Source organism: Ochrobactrum teleogrylli (genome assembly GCF_037482325.1).
Taxonomy (GTDB): Bacteria; Pseudomonadota; Alphaproteobacteria; order Rhizobiales; family Rhizobiaceae; genus Brucella; species Brucella teleogrylli.
Genome location: NZ_JBBHKQ010000001.1, coordinates 691,656 through 716,632 on the forward strand (window position 1 = coordinate 691,656; position 24,977 = coordinate 716,632).

The following is a 24,977-nucleotide window of genomic DNA, read 5'->3' on the forward strand; positions in this document are numbered from 1 at the left end:
GTTCCTCATTTCGTCTCAAAGACCCAGCATACGGCGGTTGGCAGCGTCATCGGTGCCGCCGGATGCAAAATCGTCGAACGCCTTGTCGGTGACGCGAATAATATGCGCCTTTACGAATTCCGCGCCCTCGCGCGCGCCGTCTTCCGGGTGCTTCAAGGCGCATTCCCATTCGACCACGGCCCAGCCGTCAAAATTATTCGCGGCCATTTTGGAGAAGACCGCACCAAAATCAACCTGCCCGTCGCCAAGCGAGCGGAAACGACCGGCGCGATTGACCCAGCCCTGATAGCCGCCATAAACGCCCTGCCGCCCGGTCGGGTTGAACTCCGCATCCTTGACGTGGAACATCCTGATCCGGTCTTTGTAGATGTCGATATTGTCGAGATAATCGAGACATTGCAGGACATAATGCGACGGATCGTAGAGCATATTGGCGCGCGAATGGCTTTTCACGCGCTCCAGAAACATCTCGAAGGTGATGCCGTCATGCAGGTCTTCGCCCGGATGAATTTCGTAGCAGATATCCACGCCATGCTCCTCGGCATGATCGAGGATCGGCGTCCAGCGGCGCGCGAGTTCATCAAATGCCGTTTCGACCAGACCGGCTGGCCGCTGCGGCCATGGATAGATAAACGGCCAGGCGAGCGCGCCGGAAAAGGTCGCATGTGCGCCAATACCGAGATTGCGCGACGCCTTGATCGCCATCTTCACCTGTTCGACGGCCCAGGCCTGTCGGGCTTTGGGATTGCCACGCACTTCCGGCACGGCAAAGCCGTCAAAGGCTTCATCATAGGCCGGATGAACAGCGACAAGCTGGCCTTGCAGATGGGTGGAAAGCTCGGTGACAACCACCCCGTTTTCCTTCGCCACCCCGGCGAACTCGTCGCAATAATCCTTGGATTCGGAGGCTTTTTTGAGATCGATCAGCTGTCTGGCCCACGTGGGTACCTGAACGCCGAGATAGCCTTTTTCGGCGGCCCATTTGGTGATGCCGTCCCATGTGTTGAACGGCGCTGCATCGCCCGCAAACTGCCCGAGAAAAATCCCCGGCCCCTTGATCGTCTTCATCGAAACTCCTCCAGAATAAAATGAAAATGCGCCCGCCAAACCGGCGGGCGCATACAAACGGATCAGAATGGCGAATCCGGGAAGTAGAACTGCTCGGCATTGTCTTTCGTGACGAGCGTTGCATCGAGGATGTAGTTGCCGCTGACCGGGGTCTGGTCATAGAAATGACCAGCCGTGAGCTGCATTGCCGTGCCCACCATCGCTGGCGGATAGAGCACATCGACCGGCACAAGCTTGTCGCCGTCCATGACCTTCTTGATCATGTCCTTGGAACCGGCACCGGCAACGATATACTGGATGTCGCTGCGGTTGGCCTGCTTGATGGCTTCGAGAACGCCAACGGCCATGTCGTCATCCTGACACCAGACCACGTCGATCTTCGGATATTTGGTCAGGAAGTCCTGCATCACGCGGAAAGCATCGTCGCGGTTCCAGTTGCCGTACTGGCGGTCGAGAACCTTGACGTTCGAGCCTTCAATGCCCTTGTCGAAGCCGTCCTGACGCTGCTGGTCGATCGGGATCGGCATGCCGCGAATAACCACGACCTGCGCATCCGGCGTGGTCTTTTTGATATATTCGCCTGCAACCTGACCGAGCGCCGGATTGTTACCGGCGACATAGAGATCGCGGATCGAATTGTCATTGTTGCTCGGCGCACGGTCGACCAGCGCGACGAATGTGCCCTTGTCCTTGATTTCCTTGATTGCGTTGACCAGCGGATCAGGATCGGATGGCAGCACGACCAGAGCGTCAAGCCCCTGCACCGCCAGATCCTGCAACGCATTGGCCTGATTGGCCGCATCCGGCGAGGTCTTGACGATGACGTTCAGGCCCGGATGCTCCTGCATCAGAAGCTTGGCCACGCGCTCGGCGTGATAGACGACACCAGCCGTCCAGCCATGGTCGGCAGCCGGAATTGAAACGCCTATGGTGACTTTCTTGTCCTGTGCACTGGCGACACCGGTAAATGCCATGGCACTTGCAGCCAAAGCGGCGAAAGCAACGCCCAAAAATTTCCTTCGCATGTTTTCCTCCCAAAAAAACGGGGCTTGTCTCTTTCAGTGGACGCATGCCTACTTCCCAGCACCGTATCCGGTTTCGGGAGACATACCCCTTTTTGCCGGGATCGCCCCTGCAATCCCGCCAATTCCTGCATGTCATCGTCGCGACAGTGACCGCTGCACCAGCATGGCGATGATGATGATCGCGCCCTGAATGGCCCCGATCAGATATTCGCTGATGAAGTTCGACAGCAGCATGATGTTGCCGACGATCTCCAAAATGAATGCGCCGCAGATGGTGCCCCAGACGCGGGCAACACCGCCGCGCAACGCAGTTCCGCCAACCACAACCGCCGTGATGGCCTGCAATTCCCAAAGAATACCGGTCGTGGCCGAGGTGGAGCCAAGGCGCGGCACGTAAAGCAGCACGGCAACGGCCACACAAAGCCCCTGCACCACATAGGCAATGGTCCGCACGCGCTTGACTGAAATGCCGGAATAGCGCGCCACATCCTCGCTGGAGCCAACCGCAATCACATGCCGCCCATAGCGCGTTCTATAGAGGACGAAGGCAGCAATTGCCGCCGTGACGAAGATGGCGATCACCGGCACAGGCACGCCGAAAACCGTGCCAAAATAGGCCGGGCGATAAAGCGACTGTATCTCGGGATTGCGGAGCGTAATCGCGCCGCCCTGCGACAGCCATGTCGTAAGACCGCGATAGATGCCCATGGTGCCAAGCGTCGCGATGAAGGGTTCGATTCCCCCGACCGTCGTGATCAGTCCGTTGAGGAGGCCGCAGGCCGCACCCACCACGACCGCCAGCATGACGGCGGCAATCAGCATCATCACCGGATCGGCGATGACGCCACTATTCATGAACAGGATCATGATACTGGCGACAAAGGCCACCATTGCCCCGACGGAAAGATCGAGACCGCCCGACGAGATCACATAGGTCGCGCCGAGCGCGATGATGGCAATGAAGGCGCTGCGCGTTGCGACATTCAGCAGATTGTCAATGCTGATGAAGTTGGGATTGGCGATTGCCCCAAGAACCAGCAGGAGAGCGAGCGCGATGAATGGCGCGATGGCTCTCAGGTCCCAGTCGTTGGAAGTCTTCGGTACCCGGCTTTTATCAGTCGCAACCTGTGTCATTGAATTCCCACTCATTGTCTTTTTCTGTTTATTGCCGTTCAGGCCGCTTCTGCATTAACACCGGTCGCCAGAACGACGATGTCATGTTCCGTCATTCGCTCGCCCGTAACCTCGCCCGCGATGCGTCCTTCGCGCATCACGATGATACGGTCGCAAATACCGATCAGCTCCGGCATTTCCGATGACACGACAATGATCGAACGCCCCTCGTCAGCCAGACTGGCGATAAACTGATAAATCTGCTCCTTGGTCCCGACATCGATGCCGCGGGTCGGCTCGTCGATGATGACAATAGATGGATCGAGCATCATCATCTTGGCCAGAAGCAGTTTCTGCTGGTTACCCCCGGACAATTGCCCGGCCAGAATGTCCTTGTTCCCCGTGCGAATGTCGAAATCGCGGATTGCATCATCCAGCGCCACGCGCTCCTTGTTGCGGTCGATCTGGAAGCGGCTGACGAATTTCGTGAGTGAAGCGAGCGTCAGATTGATGCCAAGATCCTTGGTCAGCAACAGTCCCTTGCCTTTGCGATCTTCGCTCAGATAGGCGATGCCCGCCGTCAGACTGTCATGGGCATCGCGGAAATGCGCGGGTTTGCCATTGTGGCGCACATCGCCCTTACCGGGCCGCAGGCCCACGACGCCTTCCATCAGTTCCGTGCGGCCAGCGCCGACCAGCCCTGCAAAACCCAGTATCTCGCCTCTATTCAGGCGGAAACTCGCTTCCTTTACATGGCCCGCCACCGAAAAGCCGCGGACCTCCAGAACGGCTTCACCGCCATGCTGCGTTGCGCGGTCGGGATAAAGCTTCGCCACATCGCGCCCGACCATCAGACGCGCCATGTCGGCTGGCTGCAGCTGCGACGCCATATGCGCAGCAACAAGCGTTCCGTCCCGCAGCACTGTTACCCGGTCGGAGATTTCCTTCACTTCCGGCAAGCGATGCGAAATGTAGAGGACCGCCACGCCCTTGGCACGGATATCGCGAATGACCTTCAACAGAGCTTCGGTCTCAACCGGCGTCAGCGAAGCTGTCGGTTCGTCGAAAATCACCACGCGGTGCGGCACCAACAGAACCCGCGCAATCTGCACCAGCTGGCGTTGCGCTATCGACAGGCTGCCGACCACCGCATCGGGATTAATATCGGCACCGAGGTCCCGTATCGCCTTGCGTGCGCCCTCGCGCATGGAGCGGTCGTTGACCGTAATGCCGTTTAACAGCTCCCGACCGAGATAAATATTTTGCGCAACTGTCAGATCGGGTGCGAGCAATATTTCCTGATGCACAAGGACGATGCCCTGTGCTTCGGCCTCAACCGGATTTGCAAAGGCGATTGGCTTGCCGTCAATAAGGATTTCACCGGCTGTCGGGCGTTCATTGCCTGCAAGAAGCTTCATCAGCGTCGATTTACCGGCGCCGTTCTCGCCGATGATCGCGTGAACCTCACCACCGTAAATTTGCAGATTGATATTTTTCAGCACCTGCACAGGGCCGAAAGATTTCGACAGGGATCGGGCTTCAAGAAGCGCAGTTTTGTCAGGAGTTTCAGCCGAAGTCATAAGCGTGCACCGTTCGGTGCGCTACGCTTGCAGCCGTAACCTCCCCGCCATTGATCCTGATAATTAGATCGCACGTGAACTCCTCCCAAAGCCTCACAATTGCGAGCTTAACTTTCGTTTTGAGGTACGTAAAGCAAAATTGTGCAAACGTTGTCATTTCAGGGTTACCGAAAGCTGCGATGAACCAGCCGCGACCCTTGCGATCAAACCGGAGATCGCTATATGTATAGCACACCCATATTTTAGATTGCTAAGTAATGTATGACCCGAAACAGGAACTGCACGCCGCGTTCACGATGGGCCTATCCACTGCGGCCCGAAAAATGCGCAACCTATTTGACTCTCGCGTGCGGGCGCTTGGCCTGACGCTATCACGCGCCCGCGTGATGCTGCTGCTTGCGCAGGATCGCGACTGGAACCAGCGCGAACTGGCCGATGCATTGGAAATCGAGCATCCATCGGTTGTCCGCCTGCTGGATGGGCTGGAAAAACAGGAGCTTATCCGCCGTGTTCCGGTGGAAGGTGACCGTCGCGCCAAGCGCATCGAGTTGACGCCTGAAGGACAGGAACAGGTTCGCGAACTTCAGGAAGTGACGCATCATATCCGCGCCGAGCTTCTCGAAAAGATCGACCGTCAATCGCTGGAAAATGCGCTTTTCGTGTTGCAGGAAGTGACCCGCACAGCTGAAACCGCACTGGTCCCGCAGGACAGTTGAAACCCATCAAATTCCCGTGCCGTCCTCTGGAATTGTTGCGACAGACGGCCTAGATTCAAGTGGAATGACAGGGAGTTTTACCCATGAGCTACAGCAAGAATCCAGAGGCCATCGCCAAACTGTCACCGGAGCAATATCGCGTTACGCAGGAAAGCGGCACCGAGCGCCCGGGAACGGGCGAATATCTCTATAATAAGGAAGCCGGTATTTACGTCGATATCGTTTCCGGCGAGCCGCTCTTTGCATCCAGCGACAAATACGATTCCCATTGCGGCTGGCCAAGCTTCACCAAGCCGATTGAACCGGCCAATGTCAGCGAGTTGAATGACATCTCGCATGGTATGGTTCGCACCGAAGTACGGTCCGCCCATGGCGACAGCCATCTTGGCCATGTCTTCCCGGACGGCCCGGTTGATCGCGGCGGCCTGCGTTATTGCATCAACTCCGCCTCCCTGCGCTTTGTGCCGAAGGCAGAGATGGAAGCCGAAGGCTATGGCGACTATCTCGATCAGGTCGAAGACATCGCGTAAAAGACAAAGACCGCCTTTTCGCCCCCGCGAAAAGGCGGTCGGTCCTTCAGCACTCACGCCGATGGCGTAACCAGTCTTTTCAGAAGCGCTTTCAGCTCTTCAATCGAGCGGTCGATTTCGCCCTTCTTCTTCTCAAGTTCAGCAAGCTTTCCGGAAAGCGTTGCGCGCAAATCATCGACCTGACCGAGATCGCTTGCGCCCTCTTTCCAGAGATCGATGAGTTGTTTCGTCTCCGCCAGCGTAAAGCCGATCTGGCGACCAAACAGAATGAGACGCAGACGGGTATGGTCCTCACGGTCATAAAGCCGCGTGACCCCGGCCCGTCGCGGACTCAACAATCCTTTATCCTCGTAGAAACGCAATGCGCGCAGCGACAGACCAAACTCATGCGCCAGGTCGCCAATCCGGAACAATTGGCCGCGTTGCTGGTAATCTTCTCTGACCTTCAAGCTGCTCCCGGTCAGGAGCTCCGCTATCGTTACAGGCTCTGTGGCCTTTTCACTCATATTAATCCCTGTTTCCGCCCCCGGAAACGCCCGTCCACCGCACCAAGGCGCGATGGAACCTCATTGAGAAAACGACTCAAGGTAAAAGCTTCGGTCACACAATGACCGGCCTGCCCGTCGATTCTGGTTGTTCGTACTGCCATGATGGACCCGGCCAGTTCCGAACCCGCAATTTGGTGCCTACCACACCTGCGCGAGCCGTCAGACCGGACAATTTTCGTTCAAAAACAAGCTGAAAACCCGCATATTAACGACTTGTTTACTACGTTTGTACAAATGTAGGTGCAGCAAGTTTCTAAGGTTCTGCGTTCCCGAATTTGCGTCCGGCGACCCTTATCATTTGGAAAAGTGAATTTCTCATGGCAAATCCAGAGCTAGCTTCCGGTTCGCGTTCCAGGATTGATGATTTGAACGCGCATCGCGAGCGTCGCCCCGCATCCGCAGCCATGCAGGAGCTCGACCGCACGCTTGCCGGTCTTGAGCGCCGCCTGATGGAGTTGGAACAGGACGCTCCCGCAGCACCGCATCCCAACGCCCCCTCCTTTGCCGCTCACCAGCCTACCGCCGCGCGCTATACGGATGAGACCGCAGCCGGCCTCGCAGAAATCGCCGACAATCTGCGCCGCCGTCGGGACAGCCAGGAACAGGCGAAGGCGCGCTTTGCATCGAGCACCGAGATCAGCGATGCCAGCCGTGAAATGTCGCGCATGCAGCGCGCTGCCAGCGAAGAAGGGTTTTCGCAGCGCATGAGCGACGATTTCGATCGCCTCAGCGAAAGCGTGCGCCTGCTTGCCGAGCGCAGCAGCGAGGCCAATGCGCAGGCGCTGCGTCGCCAGTTCGATGAATTGAACCGCACCGTCCATACGCTTGCCCGCGAGGAAACCCTGCGCCGTATCGACAATCGCTGGGACCGCTTCGACGCGCAGATGCAGGCTTTCGAAAAGCGTCATGACGCCGTTAATCCGGCGCTCAACGCCATTGGCTCGCGCCTTGAGCAGATGCGCGAAGCCATCGGCACCCTGCCGCAGTCCCATGCTTTCAGCGCCATTGAAGAGCGGATCGGTAGGCTGACCCACTCCATCGAAGACGCGCTGAACCCGCAGAACGCAGCGCCTTTCGAACAGGATATGCTGAACCAGATCGACACCCGGCTTGACGAAATCAGCCGTGCGATCATCGCGACCAGCCGCGCGCAACGTCCCGATCATGAAGATGCGCGCCGTTTGGAGCGCATCGAGAAGCGCCTTGCCGAGCTTGCAGACCAGATCGACGGTTCGGCTTCCCGACAGAACTCGGATGTCTTGTTCCAGAAGCTGAGCGAGCTATCGCAGCGCATCGATGTGCTGTCCAGCGGACAGGCTCTGCCCGATCGCATCGCCGAACAGCTCGCACACCAGATCAGCCTTCTGGCCAATCAGGTCGCCAAGGTCACGGAAAATCTGAGCCAGTCCGATTATCGCAGCGTTGAAGCCCGCCTCGAAGCCATTGGCCAGAAGCTGGAAAACGCCGAACGGCGCAGCCATGAGCCGGACCCTGCGGTTCTCGACACCATCGACCGCCGTTTCGCGGAACTGACCGAACGGCTGGATGCGCAATATGGCGGCCGCTCCATCGACAGCGACGCGATCCATACGCTCGAAGGTCGTCTTGACGACATTTCGCAGCAGATCTCGCTCGGCTTGCTGCAAGCGCCGCATTATGAAATGCCAAATCTGGCCGACAGCGAAGCCATCCGCAATCTGGAAGATCAGATTGCCAATATCGCCCACCATCTGGCCCAGCCGGTTGCCGAACTCGCCCAGATCAAGCCGCGCCTCGATTCCATCGAACGTTCGCTCGAAACGAACCGAGAGACCGTTCTCGACGCGGCGCGTGAAGCGGCGGAAAGCGCCGTTGCGCGTGTTCTCCAGCACGGTAGCCAGGGCGACACAGCCATTGCCCGTCAGCTCGCGGACGATATGAAGTCGCTGGAAATGCTGGCCCGCAATACGGACGAGCGCAACAGCAAGACCTTTGAAGCCGTGCACGACACGCTGGTCAAGATCGTGGATCGCCTGTCCCGGCTTGAACAGGATATGGGCGGTCAGGGCAGTGAAAGCCTTGCCAATCGCAATCCGGACAAGCGTGAAGACGATGCGCGCCCGGCCATGGCTTTGGCGGGCGACCCGGCACCGCGCTTTTCCGCTCCGGAAACCGGTGCCCCGCGCCTGAACACGCCTCGTTCGCCTGCAGCCGCTGCCGCCGAAGCTGCCTTTGCCACCATTCAGGGCGAAACCGCTGTCGTTGCTGCGCCCGTTGGCGAAGCTTCCGGCAAGCCGTCGCTGTTCGGCGGTCTTGCCAAGGCAATGCGCGGACGTCGCGCTGACAAGAACGGCGCCAATACCGATGGCGATCTCAAGGCCGAAAGCTTCGACAAAAGCGACGCCCCGGCTTTCGAAAGTGAAATGGCCACTGTCGAACCCATCGTGGAGAGCGAACCGGATGCCCGGTTCGGCGGCGATCATATGCCCGACCTCAACTCCATCATGAAGCGCGTGCGCGAAGAACGCCGCCAGCGCGAAGATGCAGCCGACGCCGCTCTGGCAGCCAATGGCAAGGTCGATTTTATCACTGCCGCCCGCCGCGCCGCACAGCTTGCAGCCGCCGAATCCGAACAACTCCAGAAGGGTTCGGTCAAGGGCGCAGGCAAGAAGAAAAAGTCCGTTGGCGATGTCATGCAGCGTCAGCGCAAGCCGATCCTGATGGCAATCGGTGCCGTCATGATCGCCATGGCGGGTCTGCAAGTCGGCAGTGCCTTCTTCACCCGCGATGAACCGACCGACGCGACCGTTGATGTTGCTCCGCAGCCGGATGCGCCCGTCGCTGAGACACCAGCAGCAGCACCGCAGGCTCCGGTTCAGGCTGAGGCACCACAAATTATCGAGCCGCGTCAGGAAAAGGCCGAAGCGCCCGCTGCATCGGAACCATCGTCCACCATTGAAACGGTCATCGCCAGCGCGCCGACCACTCCGGTCGAAGCCTCTGCGCCTGCAGAGACCACGTCACCTTCCGCACCGGCTCAAGTCGCTATTCCGGCCATCCCGGAAGAAGCGGGTCCGGCTGCCTTGCGCGAAGCCGCCGCCAAGGGCGATGCCCGCGCCTTGTTCGAAATCGGCAATCGCTACATGGAAGGTCGCGGCGTCACCGCCGACTTTACCAAAGCCGCACAATGGTATGACATTTCCGCTGGTCAGGGTTTTGCACCGGCACAGTATCGCCTTGGCAATTTCAATGAAAAAGGCCTCGGCATGCCCCGCGATCTGGACAAGGCCAAGACCTGGTATCAGCTTTCGGCGCAACAGGGCAATGCAAGCGCGATGCACAATCTCGCCGTTCTGTTCGCAACCGGCGCAAACGGCGCTCCGGACAATGCGTCGGCCGCCCGCTGGTTTACCGAAGCTGCCAACCTCGGCGTGAAGGACAGCCAGTTCAATCTCGGCATTCTTGCGGCCAAGGGCCTCGGTGTCCCGGTTAATCTGGAAGAGAGCTACAAATGGTTCGCGCTTGCCGCCAATTCCGGTGACAAGGACGCCGCCCAGAAGCGCGACCAGATCGCCGAAGCGCTGAAGCCGGAACAGCTGGAACAGGCGAAGACCACCGTCCAGTCTTGGAAGGCAAAGCCGCTTAACGAGGCCACCAATTCCATTGACGTGCCTGATGCCTGGACGGAAGCCAAACCGACCACCACCGGCTCGGTGGATATGAAGAAGGCAGTTCGCAACATCCAGCTTATTCTCAAGAAGAACGGCTATGATGTCGGCACGGCAGACGGCGTGATGGGCGGCAAGACCCGCACGGCCATTGCCTCGTTCCAGAAGGCCAACGGGCTGCAGCCAACCGGCAATGTCGATCAGAAGCTGGTGCAATTGTTGCTGCAGAAAAACACCTAGAAAATGCGGCTAACCATTGCAGGAAAGTAACACGTCCCCCGCAAGGTAACCGTAATATCAATCGGCGTTTGACTTCGCGGATCGGGCAGCGCAAGACGGTTAGGTGAACAGGCCTCGCGGAATTGCGCGACCGCAGCGGGCCCGAGAAGCGTATGCGTCCGTGAGAGCCGGGTTCGGAATTGGGTATTTATCTTCCCATTGCAGAATTATCGGTCAACATGCTGGTTCTGCTCAGCATGGGCGCTGCGGTTGGCTTTCTTTCCGGGTTGTTCGGTGTCGGCGGCGGATTTCTGATCACACCACTCTTGATCTTCTACAACATTCCACCTGCCATTGCAGTTGCGACCGGTGCCAATCAGGTTATCGCTTCGTCTGTTTCCGGTGCGCTCGTTCATTTCAAGCGGCGCACGCTGGATATCAAGCTTGGCCTGTTTCTCGTGGCCGGCGGTATTGTCGGTTCACTGCTCGGCATTTTCGTCTTCTCCTGGCTGCGCGAGCTGGGCCAGCTCGATCTGATCGTATCGATCCTCTACGTATTCTTCCTCGGTAGTGTTGGCGGGCTGATGCTAGTGGAAAGCCTGCGCGCTTTGCGGCGCGTCAAGAAAGGCGGCGCCATACGTCGCCCCGGCCAGCACACATGGATACACAGGCTGCCGTTCAAAATGCGGTTTCGCGCCTCGACCATCTATGTCAGCATCATTCCGGTTCTCGGCATCGGCTTCTTCATCGGTCTGTTGTCATCGATCATGGGCGTCGGCGGCGGCTTCATCATGGTGCCCGCGCTGATCTATCTTTTGCATGTGCCGACCAATGTGGTTGTGGGCACTTCGCTCTTCCAGATTACATTCGTGACCGCTTTCACCACGGTCATGCAGGCGACCACCAACCAGTCTATCGATATCGTACTGGCTTTCCTGCTGATGATTGGCGGCGTGATCGGCGCGCAATATGGTGCGCGCGCTGGCCAAAAACTGCGCGGCGAACAATTGCGCCTTTTGCTGGCCCTGCTTGTGCTGGCCGTTGCATTGCGTCTTGCCTTTGGCCTCTTTGTGCGGCCAGATAATCTGTTCTCGATCACGATAGCGGATTTTTGAGATGCGGAGCGCCGCCCTCGTCTCAGCACTCACCCTATCGCTTCTCGCGAGCGCCGCATTCGCGCAAATTAATGCCAGTGGCGACGGCAATACGGTCCCACAGTTGCAGACGCCTGCGGAAGAAACGATCGATATCGGCCTTTCGACCGAAACCATCGCCATCACCTCCAACTTCGGCGGCACGGATCTGACGATTTTCGGCGCGCTGGACAATGCCGATCCGATGATCCAACGGCAGGGGCGTTACGATATTATCGTAGTTTTGCAGGGGCCGGAACGCAACCTGGTGGTGCGCAAGAAGGAGCGTTATCTGGGCGTCTGGATCAACGCCGATTCAGAGACTTTTCTCGGCGTTCCGCTATCGTATTCGCTCGCCTCGACGCGCAATCTTCAGGATATTGCGGATGAAAAAGTCTACCGTCAGCTTTCGGTCGGCGTGCGCAATTTCTATCTGAACCCGGAAGACCCTTCGAGCCTGTCGGGCAACATTCCGAAATTCGGAACCGAGCTTCGCGAGATGAAAATCCGGCAGGGCCTCTACAATCAGCGCATTGGTGGCGTGGAATTCGTGTCACGCACCTTGTTTCGCGCGACGCTCAACCTGCCAGCCAATGTGCCGGTTGGACGACACAAGGCGCGTGCACTTTTGTTTCGCAACGGCGTCTTTCTGCGCGAAGCCAATGCCGGTCTGGAAATCGTCAAGGCCGGTCTGGAGCAAAGCGTTTATAACGCCGCCCACCAATATAGCCTGCTCTATGGCCTGTTCGCGGTTTTTCTGGCGGTCTTCACCGGCTGGTTCGGACGTATTCTGTTCAGGAAAGACTAGAGCATTTCCAGCAAAAGTGCGAAGCGCCTCCGCGGGGAAATCAGTTCACTGGACTGATTTCTAATCCCGCTTCGATGCGTCGGATAATGCGTAAATGCAAAGGTTCAACCGCCATGCAGCGCGCCGCGGGCAATCGGATAGACCTTGCCTTGCCCCAGCATATAGGCGCGTAACGTTTCATCGACAAAAAGGCCGCGAAAGGCGCGGTCCAGCACGTTGAGCGCGCCGGTATATGCACCGAAAGCGGGCATGATCAGCCTTTCGCCATCGCTGACGAAACAGGGACGACGCACGGAGCGCCCACGCCGCACGATGCGCGCCGCCGGATGCAGATGGCCCGCAATCTCGCCCTGCCCAAGCATGCGCGAGGGTTCGTGCCGGAACACAAGCGGTCCCACCGCCAGTTCCTCCACACAATCGCCCGGCAGATCGACCGGGCGTTCGGGATCGTGATTGCCGGTGATCCAGAACCAGTCGCGATTTTCCATCAGCGATTTCAGTCGGATGGCGTAAAGCGACGGCAGGCGTTCGCTGGCTTTCGGATCATGAAAACTATCGCCAAGGCTGATGATCACCTTCGGCTGATAACGGGCGACCGCCGCAGCGAGCATATCGAGCGTTGCCGCCGTATCATAAGGTGGGATCAGTTGCCCACGCCGGGCGAAGGATGAGCCTTTTTCCAGATGCAGATCAGACACGACCAGCATGGCGAGATCGGGCAGAAACAGTGCGCCGGAAGGATCGCAAACGGCGGCAATGCCGCGCACTTGCGTGTGCGCGAGACTATAGGCCTCGCCATTGCTCCAGACAGCCGCTCTCATTCCGAAACCCTCATTCTCATTTCTTATTCCATCGCCTCGCGGATGAGATCGTCAGCTGTTTCCTCAAGCAGCATTTCATCGCTCTCGCCTGCCACACGTTCGCGCCCGATTTCCAGCATCACCGGCAGGGCCAGCGGCGAAATATGCTCAAGCGGCTTGTGCAAGATATGACCTTTCACGCGCGCCAGCATGTCGCCGAGGCGCTTGATATCGAGAAGCCCTGTCGCGGCATCCGCCCGCGTTGCCTGCAAGAGGATATGGTCGGGTTCATGGCCGCGTAGCACGTCATAGATCAGATCGGTAGAAACAGTCACCTGCCGCCCGGTCTTTTCCAACCCCGGATGACGGCGCTCGATCAAACCGGAAATCACGGCACAATTGCGGAAAGTCCGCTTCAAAAGATAGCTTTCGTCAAGCCATGCTTCGAGATCGTCGCCCAGCATGTCCTCATCGAACAGGCGGGTGAGGTTTAGCGAACCGGAGCGGATCATCGCGCCCATGTCCTTCAGCCCCCACAGGCCCAGTGAATAATCGGTGGCGACGAAGCCCAACGGATGGGCGCCCATCCGTTCCAGCCGGCGCGTCAGCAACATGCCGAGCGTCTGATGGGCCAGCCTGCCCTCAAACGGATAGGCCACCATGTAGAACCGACCACCCCGCGGAAAAGTTTCGATCAGCAATTCATCGGTGCGCGGCAGCACGGATTTGAATTCCTGCACCTCCAGCCACTCGCGCACCTGTTCGGGCAGAAACTGCCAGCGTGTGCGATCGGCCAGCATAGCGCGCACCTGAGAGGCAAGATAAGTCGAAAGCGGGAACTTCCCGCCCGCATAGACCGGTATTTTTGCATCCTGACCGGCAGCACTCGTGGCGATGCATTCGTTTTCGCGAATACCTTCGAAGCGCAACACCTTGCCCGCAAACAGGAAAGTGTCGCCGGGCGTCAGCGTTTCCAGAAAATATTCTTCGATCCGGCCCAGAACACGCCCGCCATAGGCGCTGGCTTTCTTGCCGCCACGTGTGAGCCGCACGTTCAACTCCGGCGCTTCGACAATCGTGCCGATGTTCAGGCGATATTGCTGCGCAATGCGTGGATTGGAAACGCGCCACGTGCCGTCAGCCGTCTTGCGGATTTTGGCAAAGCGCTCATAGGTTTTCAGCGCATAACCACCCGTTGCGACAAAATCCAGAATGCGATCAAAGCTTTGGCGGGAAAGGTTCATGTAGGGTGCAGCACTGCGCACTTCGGCAAAAAGCTGATCGGCATTAAACGGTTCGGCGCAGGCCATGCCGAGCACATGCTGCGCCAGCACATCGAGCGCGCCGTCGATCAGCGGCGGCGTATCCTGCGCGCCGAGATAATTGGCGTCGAGTGCGGCGCGACATTCCATCACCTCAAAACGATTGGCAGGCACGAGAATGGCGCGGCTCGGCTCGTCCATGCGGTGATTGGCGCGACCGATACGCTGTGCCAGACGGCTCGCCCCCTTTGGCGCGCCGACATGGATGACCAGATCGACATCGCCCCAGTCAATACCGAGATCAAGCGTGGAAGTGGCGACAACCGCCCGCAATGTATTGGCGGCCATGGCCTGTTCGACCTTGCGGCGCTGGCTGGCATCGAGCGAACCGTGATGCAAGGCAATCGGCAGTGTATCCTCATTGATGCGCCACAGCTCCTGAAACAGCATTTCCGCCTGACTGCGCGTATTGACGAAAAGCAGCGTGGTGCGATGCGCCCGGATCGCCTCATAGACATCGGCAATGGCATAGCGTGCGGAATGCCCGGCCCACGGCACTCGTTCCTCGGAATCGAGGATGGATATTTCCGGTTTCGCGCCACCATCCACCGTCACCAGTCCGGCTTTGGGATCGGTGCCGTCCTGCTCCACAAGCCACTGGCGCAATTGGTCCGGCTCGGCCACGGTCGCGGACAGCCCGATGGTCTGCAATTGCGGTTGCAGACGGCGCAGCCGCGCCAGCCCCAGCGCCAGCAAATGGCCGCGCTTGGAAATCACCAGCGAATGCAACTCGTCCAGCACCACATAGCGCAATCCCTTGAAGAACTGGTCCGCCCCCTTGGACGCGATCAGCAAGGCCAGCTGTTCCGGTGTGGTTAGCAGAATATCCGGCGGTGCCAGTTTCTGCCGCTGGCGCTTATGCGCAGGCGTATCGCCGGTGCGGGTCTCGATGGTGATATCAAGCCCCATTTCCTCGACCGGCACTGTGAGGTTGCGATGGATATCGACCGCCAGCGCCTTCAGCGGCGAGATATACAACGTATGAACGCCGCGCTTCGCCATACCCGGCTTTTTACGGCCTTTCCGCTCAAGATCCACCAGCGCGGGTAAAAACCCGGCTAGCGTCTTGCCAGCGCCGGTCGGCGCAATCAGCAAGGTCGATTGCCCGTCTTCTGCCCGCGCCAGCAATTCAAGCTGATGGGCGCGCGGGGACCAGCCCTTGGAAACGAACCATTCAACAAAACGGTCCGGCAGGGCAAAAGCGGCTGATGCGGCAGCGGGTTTCAAATTCAGTGTCACACGCCCAATCTAATAGCCACGCCGCATCACGCCAAGATGTTTGTTCACTTTTGTTCTCATTTTGTCAGCAATGACGCCACCCTTCTCTTTTCAGCCGAAAGGTGCTGACCTATCTTTGGCTTATGCGCTTCAATCAGCTCTTATGTTCCTCTCCGAAAGGTCTTTATTGCCCGCCCGGCGATTTTTACATTGATCCGGTACGCCCGGTGGAGCGCGCGCTGATCACCCATGGCCATTCCGATCATGCCCGCGCAGGGCACACCCATGTTCTGGCCACGCAGGAAACGCTCGATATCATGCGACTTCGCTATGGCGAAGGTTTTGCCGAAACCGTGCAGCCAGTCGCCTTGGGTGAAACGCTGACGATCAACGGCGTTCGCGTCAGTTTTCACGGCGCTGGCCATGTGCTCGGTTCGGCGCAAATCGCCGTCGAGAAGGATGCGACCCGCATCGTCGCGTCGGGCGACTATAAGCGCGCTGCAGACCCGACCTGCGCGCCATTCGAGCCGATCAAATGCGATGTCTTCATCACCGAAGCGACATTTGCGCTACCGGTCTTCCGTCACCCGGATGCATCGCATGAAATCGCAAAGCTTTTGAAATCACTCACGCTCTTTCCGGAGCGCGCGCATCTGGTCGGCGCTTATTCGCTCGGCAAGGCGCAGCGCGTGATCAAGCTCATTCGCAATGCGGGCTACAGCGATCCGATCTATATTCACGGCGCTTTGGAAACATTGTGCGACTATTACCAAATGCGCGGCATCGACCTCGGCCCGCTTGAACCCGCAACGCTGGAGCGTGGCGAGAAGCAGCCTGATTTTGCGGGCAAGATCATCGTCGGGCCGCCGACCGCCTTTTCCGACCGCTGGGCGCGACGTTTTCCCGATCCTGTTCCGGCCTTCGCCTCCGGCTGGATGCGCATCCGCCAGCGCGCCAAGCAACAGGGCATCGAACTGCCGCTGATCATCTCCGACCATTGCGACTGGGATGAGCTGACGGAAACGATATCGGAAATTGCGCCCGCCGAAGTCTGGGTCACGCACGGGCGGGAGGAGGCTCTGGTTCGGTGGTGCGAATTGCAGAACATTCCGGCGAAGCCGCTGCATCTTATCGGCTACGAAGATGAGGGCGATTGATGCGCGCTTTCGCCGAACTTCTCGACCGTCTGGTTCTCACTCCGCAGCGTAATGGCAAGCTGCGCCTGCTTGCCGATTATTTCCGCACCACACCCGATCCCGACCGTGGGCTGGCGCTGGCCGCCATCACGCGCGATCTGGAATTGCAAAGCGTGAAACCCGCCATGCTGCGCGCCCTGATCGCGGAACGGACGGACCCGACGCTTTTCGCTTATTCCTATGATTATGTCGGCGATCTGGCCGAAACCATTTCGCTGATCTGGCCCGGCCCCAGCGAGACCTCGCCGGGCACCAATCTTTCGCTCGGCGTTGTGGTGCACGAACTGCAACATGCCTCGCGCCGTGAAGGCCCGATACTGGTTGCAGGCTGGCTCGATCTTCTCGGCATATCGGAGCGTTATGCCCTGCTGAAACTTGTAACCGGCGGCTTGCGCATCGGCGTTTCAGCGCGTCTTGCCAAACAGGCGCTCGCCGATTTCGGCGGCGTGGACGTGACGGAGATCGAAGAACTCTGGCATGGCCAGTCACCGCCCTATACGGCGCTGTTTGCCTGGCTGGAAGGCCTTGCTCCCAAACCAGCCGCAACTGCCGATGCGCCCTTTCGCCCTGTCATGCTGGCCACCGCACTGGATGAAGCAGAGATTTCCTCGCTCGATCCAGCCGCATTCAGCGCGGAATGGAAATGGGACGGGATTCGTGTGCAAGCCGTCTCGGAAAACGGGGTGCGCAAGCTTTATTCACGCACCGGCGATGATATTTCCGGCGCATTTCCGGATGTGCTGGAGGCAATGGACTTTGAAGGCGCCATTGATGGCGAACTTCTCGTCGGACATCACGGTGAAACCGGCATTGAAACCGCCACTTTCTCCGACCTGCAGCAGCGATTGAACCGCAAGACCGTCAGCGCCAAACAATTGCGCGACTATCCGGCTTTCATCCGCGCTTATGATCTATTGCAAGACGGCAACCAGCAATCCGGTGAGGATTTGCGCGCCCTGCCCTTTGCCGAGCGCCGCAGGCGGCTTCAAACCTTCGTCGCCACACTCGACCCGCGCCGGTTCGATCTGTCGCCCATGCTGCCTTTCACCGATTTCAGCGAACTGGCCGCCTTGCGCGTCAATCCTCCGCACCCGGTTATCGAGGGCGTGATGTTGAAACGGCATGATAGTGCCTATCTTCCCGGTCGCCCCAAAGGACCGTGGTTCAAATGGAAGCGCGATCCGTTCACCGTCGATGCGGTGGTTGTCTATGCGCAGCGCGGCCACGGCAAACGCTCCAGCTACTATTCCGACTTCACCTTCGCGGTCTGGACAGGACCGGAAGACGAGCCGGTTCTGGTGCCGGTCGGCAAGGCCTATTTCGGCTTCACCGATGAGGAACTGAAACTGCTGGACAAATTTGTTCGCGAAAACACCATCGAGCGTTTCGGCCCGGTGCGTTCGGTCCGCGCAGAACCCGATCACGGTCTGGTCGTGGAGGTAGCCTTTGAGGGATTGAACCGCTCAACACGACATAAATCCGGTGTCGCCATGCGTTTTCCGCGCTTCTCGCGCCTGCGCTGGGATAAACCGCCCCGCGAAGCGGATCGGCTTGAAACGCTGGAAAAGCTGCTCAGCTAAATCTCCTCCAAACCCAGAGAAGAAAAGCCAGCAACTCTCTGTTTTTCAATGATTATTGTGCATTCGCCGAAACGCGAATTTCGTAGATATCGACCGGCTTTCCGGTTCCGGTCAGATCGGAGTTGATCGTGATGACACCGGCGCGGCCTGCCTTCTTGTCACCTGCAAAATCCAGATCGAACAGAAAATCGTTGCGCGATTCACCCACGTCATACCGTCTGCGCCCGCAATCGCCAAAGCCTGCGAAATCGCAACTGACAGACATTTGGGTTATCTTGCCGCCATCGGCCTTGGCGATGATATCGAATGTGGCCGTCTTGCCAGCGAGCTGGTCCAGAATGCCTTCGCCAACATCGAAGGTAACCGTATCGCCTTCACCGGAAGATTTCACGCGTGCAAAGCTGCTCGGGCCATCACGCAGAATTTCTGCGGTGGCGCGCCCTTGCACCGACATGCGTGTCGCTTCAGACGGCTGGAAAATGGTAATCCACTTTGCCCCGCCCGGCTCTTCACCATCCTTCAGCGGTGCGCCGCTTCCCTCGCTGTGCAGCGGACTGCTGGACGGACCACGGCTCAAATCGATGAAGCTGCTATAAAGCGAATAGCCAATCATGACGGCGACAAACAGCACCAGCGCCGGAATGCCATAGCTGTAGAAGGGCGAATGCCGCTTCTTCTTGCCGCGCTTTTCCTTGCGCGAGACACCGCCTTCATAGCCGAGATCGGCGCTTCCGCCCTTTTTCTTCGTGGAGCGGGAACGTATATCGCCGGTATCGAGCGCCGGAGCGCTGCCCACAGCAGCACCCAGGACAGGATCATCGCGATGCGGCGCATCCAGCGATGGCTCTGCCTTGTCTTCATTCTGGCGCGGGGCGGAGAATTCCTGCTCGATGCTGGAAATGGCATCCTTCAGCTTCTGGCGGCGCTGTTCTTTTTGGACATCGCTCAGCGCAGTGTTGGCCGTAAGCGCGCGCTCATGGGCACCCCATGCGGATTCGTAGATACGCTGACGGGTCGCAGGGTTATAGGCATCCGCTTTGGCAAATGCGTTTCTGATGGCGCGTTCTATACTATCCAAAGGCCACTCGTCCCCGTGTTCGCGTTTCCCGCCCTGTGCTCATTCCTAAAGTTCCAAACCGACTTTCAGAAAGCGGCTTTTTCCAAGCCTCAGCGAATTTAACGTCTGAATCAAGGCATTTAGCCGTTCAATAACTGATTTGGCTACCTGATAAGACCCGCCTTGTTGCCAAATATCGACTTTCAACGTGCTTTTCCCCGAACCTTTGGTGCCGTCGCCTCACCCTAGCAGATTGAATCTGATGCAGAAACCTCATCCGACATGTGATTCAGCGACCGTTCAAGAGCATGATTTATCGGTCAGTTTCCTAATCTTCGCGGCAAATTCCTAGCCTAGCCATCTTCATGTTTTATCTCAGCTTTGTAACCCACCGGCCTAAATCGAACCGCAAAACCATCGCTATTGCGACAGAATCATCATCCGAGCATGGAAGCCGAAGCTAAACCGAAGGCCTGACCATTCTTCGCCCGCGCGTTTTGTGCTGGCACCAGAGATGCTTACGCTTGGTTCCGAGGCCGAATCTCATTTAATCTTTCGTATTGCCGTTCTGTACAGGCGTGGTAGAGATATTACGTTTACGCAAACGTCAATTTTTGAGGAGAATAATATGGCCTTGCCGGATAGTTTGAAGAACAGATTGCGCATTCCTGTTGTCGGCGCGCCCCTATTCATCATTTCGCATCCGGCGCTTGTGATGGCGCAATGCAAGGCTGGCGTCGTTGGTTCGTTCCCTGCACTTAACGCGCGCCCTGAAGCGCAGTTGGATGAGTGGCTGGCTGAGATCACCGAAGGCCTCGCCGCTCACGACAAGGCCAATCCGGACCGTCCGGCAGCACCATTCGCGGTCAACCAGATCGTTCACCGTTCCAACAAGCGGCTGGAACATGATCTCGGCCTCTGTGTGAAATACAAAGTGCCGATTGTCATTTCTTCACTCGGCGCAGTGCCCGAGGTGAACGCAGCGATCCATTCCTACGGCGGCATTGTGCTGCACGACGTCATCAATAATCGCCACGCCAATTCGGCCATCCGCAAGGGTGCAGATGGCCTGATCGCTGTCGCAGCCGGTGCGGGCGGCCATGCCGGACCGCTATCCCCTTTCGCATTGATGCAGGAAATCCGCGCCTGGTTTGATGGCCCACTGCTTCTTTCCGGTGCCATCGCCAATGGCCGTTCGATTCTGGCTGCACAGGCCATGGGCGCAGACCTCGCCTATATCGGCTCACCCTTCATCGCGACGACGGAAGCCCGCGCGGTCGATGCCTACAAGCAGATGATCGTCGATTCGACGGCGGCAGATATCGTCTATTCGAACTATTTTACCGGCATCGCAGGCAATTATCTGAAGCCCTCCATCGCCCAGTCCGGCCTCGACCCGGACAATCTGCCGGAAGCCGATGCATCGAAGATGGATTTTGATCAGGCGCATAAGGAAGGCGCGAAAGCGTGGAAGGATATCTGGGGCTGCGGACAGGGCATCGGCGCCATTCATGAAGTTGCACCGGCGGCCACGCTGATCGACCGCCTGGAGCGGGAATATAAGGAAGCGCGCAGTCAACTCTGCGCTGGCGCATAAGGCACATTGCCAGCGCGTTTCGAACAGGGCCTCTCCGATGGAAGGCCCTGTTTTCACAAGGTTTGAAACAATTTGACCGTTTTTCGATTTCGGTCTTGCTTTCCGTTCTGCTTTTGGTTATCAGCGCACCGTCCAGACGGAAACGAATGGAATCTCTTAACGGAGTTGGAACGAAGGTTCCCGGGCCGCTTTAGCTCAGTCGGTAGAGCACATCATTCGTAATGATGGGGTCAGGTGTTCGAGTCACCTAAGCGGCACCAGCTATTCAATAAATTAGCTTCCACTAACATTCTCAACGAAAATTCTGCTCTCCCAGAACGGCGTCGCCTTCACTACAAAAAACGCTCACTCCATAGCTGAAAGCGCTCTTGTCGCCTCTTTCAGCCCGCCGCGCCATTTGAATTGCTTCGGAACGTAATCAAAACACGTTCGTTTACTGAGGCCTTCACCTCTAAGCGACGAGAAACATGGATCAGCTTCAAACCGCGCTTCAAGAGGCGCTAAAGTCCGACAATTTCAACGTTTGGCCACACGTCATCGCCTTGGCAGCCGCATACATTCTGGCACTGCCGATAGGTTGGCATCGAGAACGAGAAGAACGAAGCGCTGGCCTTCGAACATTTCCGCTCGTGGCGGTGGCCAGTTGCGGCTTTATCCAGGCAACAGAAGGGATTACGACCGACAATCCCGAAGCGCTCGCCCGCATTATTGAGGGCGTCATCACAGGAATGGGCTTTATCGGTGGAGGTGCCATCCTTCGTTTAAGCTCGTCGGTGAAAGGTACCGCCACCGCCGCCAGCCTGTGGGCGACAGGTGCCATTGGCATTGCGTGCGCTGTAAATGCCTTTGACGTTGCAGTTATTGTGATGGCCTTTGCGCTGCTTACGCTCGTTCTTTTCTCGAATGGAAAATCGACCGCCCCACAGGGCGACACCGGGGATGAGCAATAACAACAAGGCCGTCTTCCCGTCATTTTACCTCAGATTTTCACCGCGCAGGGTTCCATGAGGGCGTTCATATAATGTCCGTTCGAGAGAAACAATTTGGCGCCAGCGGTGTTGTAACACCAACCGCATATAAGCGTGGTGGAACATGCGGGAGCGGACAGTGGCTCAAAACAGCAGGGATCCGGAGGGAAGAATGACGACCACCTATAAAACATTGAGATGCGGGAACGGCACCTGGTCAGTGGTGGATGGGGCAACCCAGCGCCCCATCACATTCAAAGGTCGGCTGCAAATCGCGTTGACAGAGGATGCCGCCCAAGCTGCCTTTACGATCCTTGAACGTGTTCAACAAGAAAGAGAGTTACAGGCACAGGACGGGCGGCAGATGTAGCGAATGGAGGCCCCTATGATTGAAAACGGATTTGATGTTCGGCGGGAGCACGACGGCACTTGGTCCGTTTTTGATAAGTTCAGCAGTGAAGTTGTTTCAATCGAGGGTCACGTTCAAGCGCGTTTGACGGAGACAGAAGCCAGAGATGCGCTCGATCTGCTCATTCGCAAATATATGGTTCGCCATCACGAAGATGGCAGCGGGCGACTACCCTGAACGTCATTTTGCAGCGGGAGAGAGACATGAGTGGCGAACTTGAAAAGCAGCTTGAGATTGAAGAACTTGCGAAGCAATTGTTTGATCACGAAAACCCGGACCCCGATCTGGACTGGGATTCAACCGTTGGCAAAATCGTCAGCGGTGCCAGTGTGAGCGGCGGGGTCTCCGACGAAGTGAAAGACAACTACAGAGCAAGAGCTGCGCAGATACTCAGAGATCAGCCAGAGCACAAAGACAGCTAGGTTTACCGAACGATTAATGCTCATTTCGATGACCGACCGGTTATCCATTACTCTCTGCCATGGCCAAACGGCAAAGGTGCACTAGTTTAGGAACGGCAATCGCATTGGCAATTTGCTGAATTCATATGAAGCTAAAGCAGAGGAAATCGCTATGCAGCACAGAATTCACGAGAATATGGAAGTGATCGGCGCAGACGGTGTGCATGTCGGAACAGTGGATCGGCTGGAAGGAAACCGGATCAAGCTGAAGAAGTCCGATAATTCCGGACAGCACGCCGACCATCATCACTATATCGAGTTGGGCTTCGTCGCCGATATCGAAAGCGACAAAGTCAGGCTTTCGGCAAATGCCGATGTCGCTGTCACGCTTGAGGAAGAAGCCTCAGGCCGCCCGGTCGATCTGTAAACGCGATAACAGGAGAAGCCGGACGAGACGCCCGGCTTCGACCTGATGCTAGCCGCGTGGAAAACGCTGGTTATCCTCCAGCACGTTCAGGTCCATGTGGTTTCGCATATAGCGTTCGGATGCCTTTTGCAGCGGCTGGTAATCCCACGGGTAATAAGCGCCGTTGCGCAGGGCCGGATAGACCACATGGCGGCGGGCCTGACTTGCACGGACATTTGCATTATAGAGATCAAGATTCCAGCGCCCCAGTGCCTTGTCCATCAGTTGTTCGAGCATCGCGCGATGCTCCGGGCACTTTGCCAAATTTTGCAGTTCATCCGGGTCGTCAGCGAGATTGTACAATTGCGGTGGATCGACATGACAGAGATTGAGCTTCCATGGCCCGTCACGCAGTGAAACCATCGGCGCGACCGTACCTTCAGCCGCATATTCACACGGCACCGCGCCGCGTTCCTTTGCACCCGAAGCGACTTCCAGCAGTGAAACGCCATCCGTCCACGGCATGATGCCATTGAGGTCGATGCCGGCCAGATCGGCAAGGGTGGGCAGCACATCAAGCGTTGACGCAGGCGTATCGATCAACCCTACCGGCATCTGCGGAGCGGCGATCATCAAGGGCACCCGTGCGGAGCCTTCGAAGAAGCTCATCTTGAACCACATGCCGCGTTCACCAAGCATATCGCCATGGTCCGAGGTGAAGATGACAATCGTATCATCCGCCATGTTGCACCGCTCGATCACGTCCAGAAGTCCGCCGATCTTCTCATCAACATAGGAAATATTGGCAAAATAAGCCTGTCGCGCCGCCCTGATCTGCTCGCGCGTCAGCTCATAATCCTCAGCCTTGCAGGCACGAAGCAGCCGCTCGCTATGGGGATCAATTTCGCCCTCCGACAGAGGTCCGATCTTCGGATCGAGTTGCGGAATATTCGCATAGAGGTCGAAGAAGCGCTTGCGCGCAACATAGGGATCGTGCGGGTGAGTGAAGCTGACCGTCAGGCACCACGGACGCTTATCATGACCGCGCGCCAGATCGTAAAGCTTTGCTTCGGCCTGATAGGCAACTTCGTCATCATATTCGAGCTGGTTGGTGATTTCCGCAGAACCGGCCCCGGTGATGGAACCCAGATTGTGATACCACCAGTCGATGCGCTCTCCGGGCTTGCGATAATCGGGCGTCCAGCCAAAATCGGCGGGGTAAATATCCGTCGTCAGGCGCTGCTCGAAGCCGTGCAGCTGATCCGGGCCGACAAAATGCATCTTGCCGGAAAGCGCTGTCTGATAACCGGCATTGCGCAAATGATGCGCATAGGTTGGAATTTCGGACGAGAATTCGGCTGCATTATCATAAACGCCGGTGCGGAACGGCAATTGGCCCGACATCAACGAGGCACGAGCCGGAGCGCAAAGCGGGCTCGCCGTGTAGCAATTGGCAAAACGGGTCGAGCGTTTGGCAAGCTTGCGCAAATGCGGAACATGCAGAAAATCGGCGGGGCCATCCGGAAAGAACGTCCCGTTCAACTGGTCGACCATGAGAATGAGAATATTCGGCTTTTTCATTTGTGCAGAACCATTTGGCATAAGTGAAACGCGAAATGGCGGGCATAGAAATGCC

Annotated in this window: 22 protein-coding genes and 1 tRNA gene; 14 read left to right on the forward strand and 9 right to left on the reverse strand. The window is 57.7% G+C overall.

The window, feature by feature from the left end:
* Positions 1–15: 15 nt before the first annotated feature.
* The 4 genes from WIX40_RS03285 to WIX40_RS03300 form a co-directional block, all read right to left on the reverse strand.
* Positions 16–1,068: a sugar phosphate isomerase/epimerase family protein gene (locus WIX40_RS03285; protein WP_339438436.1), complete on the reverse strand. Its 1,053-nt coding sequence runs from the start codon at positions 1,066–1,068 to the stop codon at positions 16–18.
* Between the two features lie 62 nt (positions 1,069–1,130).
* On the reverse strand, positions 1,131–2,093 hold the full coding sequence (locus tag WIX40_RS03290) for a substrate-binding domain-containing protein (RefSeq protein ID WP_109367562.1): 963 nt from the start codon (positions 2,091–2,093) through the stop codon (positions 1,131–1,133).
* 132 nt (positions 2,094–2,225) lie between these two features.
* Positions 2,226–3,227 carry an ABC transporter permease gene (locus WIX40_RS03295; protein ID WP_171318861.1) on the reverse strand — a complete coding sequence of 334 codons (1,002 nt, stop codon included), beginning with the start codon at positions 3,225–3,227 and terminating at the stop codon, positions 2,226–2,228.
* Between the two features lie 38 nt (positions 3,228–3,265).
* Complete coding sequence (locus WIX40_RS03300; protein ID WP_339438440.1) at positions 3,266–4,786, reverse strand: sugar ABC transporter ATP-binding protein; 1,521 nt, start codon at positions 4,784–4,786, stop codon at positions 3,266–3,268.
* Between the two features lie 257 nt (positions 4,787–5,043).
* On the opposite strand from WIX40_RS03300, the gene WIX40_RS03305 reads away from it, so the two are divergent.
* Positions 5,044–5,502: a MarR family winged helix-turn-helix transcriptional regulator gene (locus tag WIX40_RS03305; RefSeq protein ID WP_171318786.1), complete on the forward strand. Its 459-nt coding sequence runs from the start codon at positions 5,044–5,046 to the stop codon at positions 5,500–5,502.
* A gap of 83 nt (positions 5,503–5,585) precedes the next feature.
* Positions 5,586–6,032 (forward strand): peptide-methionine (R)-S-oxide reductase MsrB, encoded by a 447-nt coding sequence (gene msrB, locus WIX40_RS03310; protein WP_109367566.1) that lies wholly within the window; start codon positions 5,586–5,588, stop codon positions 6,030–6,032.
* A gap of 53 nt (positions 6,033–6,085) precedes the next feature.
* Here msrB and WIX40_RS03315 read toward each other — a convergent pair whose 3' ends face one another.
* Positions 6,086–6,538: a MerR family transcriptional regulator gene (locus WIX40_RS03315; RefSeq protein ID WP_339438446.1), complete on the reverse strand. Its 453-nt coding sequence runs from the start codon at positions 6,536–6,538 to the stop codon at positions 6,086–6,088.
* A gap of 707 nt (positions 6,539–7,245) precedes the next feature.
* Here WIX40_RS03315 and WIX40_RS03320 point away from each other — a divergent pair.
* From WIX40_RS03320 to WIX40_RS03330, 3 genes are all read left to right on the forward strand, one after another.
* Positions 7,246–10,467 (forward strand): peptidoglycan-binding protein, encoded by a 3,222-nt coding sequence (locus WIX40_RS03320; protein ID WP_371834140.1) that lies wholly within the window; start codon positions 7,246–7,248, stop codon positions 10,465–10,467.
* 218 nt (positions 10,468–10,685) lie between these two features.
* Complete coding sequence (locus tag WIX40_RS03325; RefSeq protein WP_235858985.1) at positions 10,686–11,561, forward strand: sulfite exporter TauE/SafE family protein; 876 nt, start codon at positions 10,686–10,688, stop codon at positions 11,559–11,561.
* 1 nt (position 11,562) lies between these two features.
* Positions 11,563–12,387 carry a TIGR02186 family protein gene (locus WIX40_RS03330; RefSeq protein WP_109367570.1) on the forward strand — a complete coding sequence of 275 codons (825 nt, stop codon included), beginning with the start codon at positions 11,563–11,565 and terminating at the stop codon, positions 12,385–12,387.
* 104 nt (positions 12,388–12,491) lie between these two features.
* Here WIX40_RS03330 and pdeM read toward each other — a convergent pair whose 3' ends face one another.
* Together pdeM and WIX40_RS03340 are read right to left on the reverse strand one after the other, a co-directional pair.
* Complete coding sequence (gene pdeM / locus WIX40_RS03335; RefSeq protein ID WP_339438451.1) at positions 12,492–13,208, reverse strand: ligase-associated DNA damage response endonuclease PdeM; 717 nt, start codon at positions 13,206–13,208, stop codon at positions 12,492–12,494.
* A 23-nt stretch (positions 13,209–13,231) separates the two neighbouring features.
* On the reverse strand, positions 13,232–15,748 hold the full coding sequence (locus WIX40_RS03340; protein ID WP_339438453.1) for a ligase-associated DNA damage response DEXH box helicase: 2,517 nt from the start codon (positions 15,746–15,748) through the stop codon (positions 13,232–13,234).
* A gap of 122 nt (positions 15,749–15,870) precedes the next feature.
* Here WIX40_RS03340 and WIX40_RS03345 point away from each other — a divergent pair, with 122 nt between their 5' ends.
* Both WIX40_RS03345 and WIX40_RS03350 read left to right on the forward strand, forming a co-directional pair.
* Positions 15,871–16,884 (forward strand): ligase-associated DNA damage response exonuclease, encoded by a 1,014-nt coding sequence (locus WIX40_RS03345; protein ID WP_339440918.1) that lies wholly within the window; start codon positions 15,871–15,873, stop codon positions 16,882–16,884.
* A complete protein-coding gene (locus WIX40_RS03350) occupies positions 16,884–18,503 on the forward strand; it encodes a cisplatin damage response ATP-dependent DNA ligase (RefSeq protein ID WP_339438455.1) in 1,620 nt (539 codons plus the stop codon). The genes WIX40_RS03345 and WIX40_RS03350 overlap by 1 nt, the downstream gene beginning before the upstream one ends.
* A 52-nt stretch (positions 18,504–18,555) precedes the next feature.
* Here WIX40_RS03350 and WIX40_RS03355 read toward each other — a convergent pair whose 3' ends face one another.
* On the reverse strand, positions 18,556–19,581 hold the full coding sequence (locus tag WIX40_RS03355) for a hypothetical protein (protein WP_339438457.1): 1,026 nt from the start codon (positions 19,579–19,581) through the stop codon (positions 18,556–18,558).
* A gap of 607 nt (positions 19,582–20,188) precedes the next feature.
* On the opposite strand from WIX40_RS03355, the gene WIX40_RS03360 reads away from it, so the two are divergent.
* The 7 genes from WIX40_RS03360 (at position 20,189) to WIX40_RS03390 (ending at position 23,362) form a co-directional block, all read left to right on the forward strand.
* Complete coding sequence (locus tag WIX40_RS03360) at positions 20,189–21,157, forward strand: NAD(P)H-dependent flavin oxidoreductase (RefSeq protein WP_171318780.1); 969 nt, start codon at positions 20,189–20,191, stop codon at positions 21,155–21,157.
* 184 nt (positions 21,158–21,341) lie between these two features.
* Positions 21,342–21,417 (forward strand) — tRNA-Thr (locus WIX40_RS03365).
* Positions 21,418–21,624: 207 nt separating this feature from the next.
* Complete coding sequence (locus WIX40_RS03370) at positions 21,625–22,107, forward strand: MgtC/SapB family protein (protein WP_109367617.1); 483 nt, start codon at positions 21,625–21,627, stop codon at positions 22,105–22,107.
* A gap of 190 nt (positions 22,108–22,297) precedes the next feature.
* Positions 22,298–22,495, forward strand: a complete 198-nt coding sequence (locus WIX40_RS03375; RefSeq protein WP_140023671.1) for a hypothetical protein — start codon at positions 22,298–22,300, stop codon at positions 22,493–22,495.
* 15 nt (positions 22,496–22,510) lie between these two features.
* Positions 22,511–22,711, forward strand: coding sequence for a hypothetical protein (locus WIX40_RS03380; RefSeq protein ID WP_235891931.1), 201 nt, complete (start codon positions 22,511–22,513; stop codon positions 22,709–22,711).
* Positions 22,712–22,737: 26 nt separating this feature from the next.
* Positions 22,738–22,956, forward strand: a complete 219-nt coding sequence (locus tag WIX40_RS03385; RefSeq protein WP_140023669.1) for a hypothetical protein — start codon at positions 22,738–22,740, stop codon at positions 22,954–22,956.
* Between the two features lie 151 nt (positions 22,957–23,107).
* The gene (locus WIX40_RS03390; protein WP_109367621.1) at positions 23,108–23,362 is read left to right on the forward strand and encodes a DUF2171 domain-containing protein; all 255 of its coding nucleotides are present in this window, start codon (positions 23,108–23,110) and stop codon (positions 23,360–23,362) included.
* 48 nt (positions 23,363–23,410) lie between these two features.
* On the opposite strand, the gene betC is transcribed toward WIX40_RS03390, so the two are convergent.
* Positions 23,411–24,922, reverse strand: coding sequence for a choline-sulfatase (gene betC / locus WIX40_RS03395; RefSeq protein ID WP_339438465.1), 1,512 nt, complete (start codon positions 24,920–24,922; stop codon positions 23,411–23,413).
* Positions 24,923–24,977: the final 55 nt, after the last annotated feature.